Here is a 2,294-nt window from a genome sequence, read left to right as displayed (position 1 = left end):
TTTTTCTTTTTAGGGGGTATAGCCGAGATACGTGTAAAAATAGGTCATAGACTTACGTTTATTTCCAATTACGTTTGAAATCAGCTATTATATTTTCATAAAATTACAGCTTAGATGATAGTTAGCTAATTGTCTAAAGAAAATGTATGCATAGCTTTGCTGTGTGTTTTATCAATGTAGTTTTTGGATAATGTTTGGTCAAGTTGATACTAATACCCTCGATAAACGGAAGAAAATTAAGAGTGTTCCGAGAAAAAGTGATTAAAAAACGCTCTTAATTTATTTAATTGAGTTATCCTTTCATACAAAAATCTGATTATTTATGTAATTGGTATTCCATTAAAACGCTCATTTACAGAAGAACATTATTCAAGTGAAGCCCTCTATAATTCAATTACAACACCTTGAAAGTTTATGATACTATCCTGATCACACTTTTTATATTTAATGTTTTAAGGAAAAAAGCTATACTATAAGCGAAACTAAAAATCAGAAAGGAAATACCAGAACATGGAAAATTATTTACTATTTATCCTTACAGCACTCCTTATTATAATGATGCCTGGTCCCGGTTTTGCTTTAGTTACAAAAAACACTATCTCTCATGGTAGAAATGGTGGGATAAAGACCGTCTTAGGAACGGTATCTGGAATGATGATTCATACAATAATGGCTACACTAGGACTCTCTGCTATCTTAATGAAATTTGCTATGCTATTTACATTAATAAAATATGCTGGGGCATTTTATTTAATTTATTTAGCTGTAAAGTCAATTAAAAATGCCTTTTCTAAAAAAGAAGATATGTCAGGTTCAGTGGAAATAAACTCTAAGGATATTGGAACTGTTAAAAGTTTTAGACAAGGATTTACCACGGCAATCTTAAACCCAAAAACGGCTGTATTTTTCCTTAGTTTTCTACCCCAATTTATTGTGAGTAATCAAAGTCATTTCTTCCAATTTCTTTTGTTGGGACTCACATTTACGACTTTGACAGCAATATGGTATCTACTTTATATCTCTCTAATACGTCAATTAAGAACTTTTTTAAGAAAAGAAAAGGTGAATCGTACAATAGAGGGTATTACTGGCACAGTATTATTAGTATTTGGAGTTAGGCTATTTTTCCAAAAATAAATATGTAATAGGGGTACAGCCACACATCCATCAAGCTAAAAAATTGTATCCATAAAACGAAAAAAACGCTATTCTTTTTGTAGAAATATACAGAAAGGATGGCGTTTTTGTATGAATCTATCGATTCAAGATGAGTTTCATTTATTCGCTGAAGAACTACAGCGATATCTATCTCCACATATCTTCCAACAACTCGCACAGGAGACAGGTTTTGTAAAACGTAAAAGTAAGTATGGCGCACGAGATATGGCTGCTTTATGTATTTGGATCAGTCGACATGTAGCAAGCGATTCTCTTACTCGATTATGTAGCCAGCTTTATGCAAATACAGCTACACTTATGAGTCCAGAAGGACTTAATCAACGTTTTAACCGATGTGCTGTTTTATTTCTACAGCGTATATTCTCTCTTTTAGTCAAAAGCCAACTAAACGATTCGTCTCAAATCCAAAACCAATATACTTCTTATTTTCAACGTATACGTATTTTAGATGCTACTATTTTTCAAGTACCCAATCATTTGGCTCCTATTTATCCTGGTTCAGGAGGATGTGCACAAACAGCCGGTATTAAGATTCAGCTAGAGTATGATTTACATAGTGGAAAATTCCTCAATTTTCAAATGGAACCAGGTAAAAATAATGATAAAACCTTTGGTACAGAATGTTTGGATACTTTACGACCAGGAGATTTATGTATTCGAGATTTAGGATACTTTTCTCTAAAAGATTTAGACCAGATGGATCAACGAGGGGTGTTCTATGTTTCACGGTTGAAATTAAATAATAGAGTATATGTGAAAAATGAATCTCCAGAATTCTTTCGAGATGGGACAGTAAAAAAGCAATCTTTATATGCTTTACTTGACCTTGAACATATCATGCATCAGATAAAACCAGGAGATACTTATGAAATTCGAAATGCCTATGTTGGACAACAAAAATTACCCTCACGAGTTGTAATATACAGACTCACATCAACTCAAGTTCATAAACGTAGGAAACAGCAAACTTATGTTGAAAAGAAAAAAGGGGTTACATACTCTGAAAAAAGTAAACGTTTAACAGAAATCAATGTTTATATTACCAACATCCCATGGGAAATTGTTCCGATGGAACATGTTCACGAGATTTACTCTCTACGTTGGCAAATAGAGAT

At 32.7% G+C, this 2,294-nt stretch carries 2 protein-coding genes; both read left to right on the top strand.

Annotation, left to right across the window (positions count from 1 at the left end; all coding sequences use genetic code 11):
* Positions 1-510 precede the first annotated feature (510 nt).
* Positions 511-1,137, top strand: coding sequence for a LysE family translocator (locus CN326_RS23505; RefSeq protein ID WP_097807714.1), 627 nt, complete (start codon positions 511-513; stop codon positions 1,135-1,137).
* A gap of 111 nt (positions 1,138-1,248) precedes the next feature.
* On the top strand, positions 1,249-2,294 hold a 1,046-nt coding region (locus tag CN326_RS23500), incomplete at its 3' end, for an IS4 family transposase (protein WP_098311354.1).

It is taken from the genome of Bacillus sp. AFS018417 (assembly GCF_002560985.1).
GTDB lineage: Bacteria > Bacillota > Bacilli > Bacillales > Bacillaceae_G > Bacillus_A > Bacillus_A rhizoplanae.
The sequence above is the reverse complement of the archived record's forward strand: the minus strand, read 5'-3'. Positions and strand labels throughout refer to the sequence as shown.

Coding starts and splice junctions, on each gene's coding strand:
- CN326_RS23505 (WP_097807714.1), top strand. CDS start 511: ATGGAAAATTATTTACTATTTATCCTTACAGCACTCCTTATTATAATG.